2 protein-coding genes, 1 rRNA gene and 1 pseudogene are annotated in these 1,863 nt (G+C 45.2%); all 4 read right to left on the reverse strand.

What is annotated here, in order from left to right:
* Positions 1-309 (reverse strand): 16S ribosomal RNA (locus L1N85_RS22745); the annotation flags it as partial.
* 378 nt (positions 310-687) lie between these two features.
* Positions 688-846 (reverse strand): hypothetical protein, encoded by a 159-nt coding sequence (locus L1N85_RS22750; protein ID WP_235241342.1) that lies wholly within the window; start codon positions 844-846, stop codon positions 688-690.
* Positions 847-939: 93 nt separating this feature from the next.
* The gene (locus L1N85_RS22755) at positions 940-1,386 is read right to left on the reverse strand and encodes a YkvA family protein (protein ID WP_235241343.1); all 447 of its coding nucleotides are present in this window, start codon (positions 1,384-1,386) and stop codon (positions 940-942) included.
* 216 nt (positions 1,387-1,602) lie between these two features.
* Positions 1,603-1,863, reverse strand: a pseudogene (locus tag L1N85_RS22760) (zinc ribbon domain-containing protein); the annotation flags it as partial.

The raw sequence follows: 1,863 nt of genomic DNA on the forward strand, positions 1-1,863 counted from the left end.
CTCTCAGGTCGGCTACGCATCGTCGCCTTGGTGAGCCGTTACCTCACCAACCAGCTAATGCGCCGCAGGTCCATCTGTAAGCGACAGATTGCTCCGTCTTTCCCGAATCGATCATGCGATCCATTCGCGTATCCGGTATTAGCATTCGTTTCCGAATGTTATCCCAGTCTTACAGGCAGGTTACCTACGTGTTACTCACCCGTCCGCCGCTAACTAGGCGTTTCCGAAGAAACGCTTAATCCGCTCGACTTGCATGTATTAGGCACGCCGCCAGCGTTCGTCCTGAGCCAGGATCAAACTCTCCATGTTGGTTGTTTGACTTGCTCATTACTTTTTTATCGCTTTTCTTACAATCCGTTAGAATTGCAAGGGCAGTTTCACTCGTTGTTCAGTTTTCAAGGAGCAATCTTTTCTTTCGTTTGTTTCGCTCGCCGTCCGCTCGTTTCTCTCGACCGGAATTAGAATATATCATGTATTCGCCTAATTGGTCAAGCACTTTATAAAAAAAGATTTAAAATCCATTTACTATCCCCATTTTTTTACGATCACTAAAGTTCCAGCCACTTCCGGTATGTATTGAATTCCATTCTCACCAAGACAGGCATTAAAAACCGAAGAGAACTTACCGTAAAAAGGTCCCGTGATATCATTGGGACCTTTCTTGGTATTTATATGCTTACGCAGAAATCAGCTCTGATTGCGGTTAATGAACGGAACCGTCGTTTCTTCCGGATGATCTATGTCCGCAGCTCCGTAGAATTCTCGATCCATTCGAATGTTTGCTTGTTCAATCTCCGTCTTGTCCGATAGCCGGCGTTCGTTAGCCGGCTCTTTCGCACGATCCATCTTCAACACTCCTTTCATGCGGTAGTATGTCCGTCATGTGGGCGTATATTCATAAAATCAATAGAGTAATGCAGGAGTCGTCCTGCTCACCTCCTAGGGACGCTGATCTATTAACTTCACGTTTTTGTTTAATACAAAAAATTGCTCCGCTTTCTCGCGATGTTCATCCGTAATTTGCCCGCTAATGGACTTGTAAGCGATTAAGACGGCTGTTGCATCATCAACGAATCCAACTACAGGCAGAAAATCGGGGATAAGATCAATCGGTAAAATCCAATAGGCTAATGCCCCCACAGCCGTAACCTTTGCCGATATTGGTGTTTTTGGATCGATTGAACAATAGTAAAGCGTTACGACCTCCTTAGTGAAAGGCACTTTCGCCGCATAACGTTTTGCCTTAGCCCAAAAGCCTTCCTGGACGTACTTGGTTTGCTTCTCGTGGTCTCCGATTTTCATGATCCATTTATTTATATCGACTTCCTGTTGCGGGCCGTTCTTTTTAATCATCTCCAAAGAGGCCTCCAGCTCCTTTGTTGCCATTCATCCCACCTCCTGAAATTTTCATTCAAGCAGCAAAATGCTGCGTTATATACATTTATACTCCGTTGCCAAGAACTTATAAAAGTCTATAAATCCTTGTTTGCTTCCTGCTTCAGCGTGTCCGCTTTTGCCAAGGCTACTTGCGTTTGGTCTAACACTCCACAGGCGTAAATTCGGATGCAACGAATCCTACATATCGGCGATGACGTTTACGTGTCAAATCGCCAATTTCGATAGGTTGATCGCCGCGTTCAAATCGCGGTCAATCTTTAATCCACAATCGCATTCGTAAGTGCGGTCAGACAGCTTCAAATTTGTTTTAACTTGCCCGCAGCACGAACACAATTTTGATAAGGGAACCATTTGTCGGCTTGCAAAAACTTTGCCCCGATCTTCTCACACTTGTATTTCATCTGCCGGACGAACTCATAGAGTTTCTGCCCGGCAATCGCTTTGCTCAAGTGGCGGTTCTTCATC

It is taken from the genome of Paenibacillus alkaliterrae (assembly GCF_021532375.1).
GTDB lineage: Bacteria > Bacillota > Bacilli > Paenibacillales > Paenibacillaceae > Pristimantibacillus > Pristimantibacillus alkaliterrae.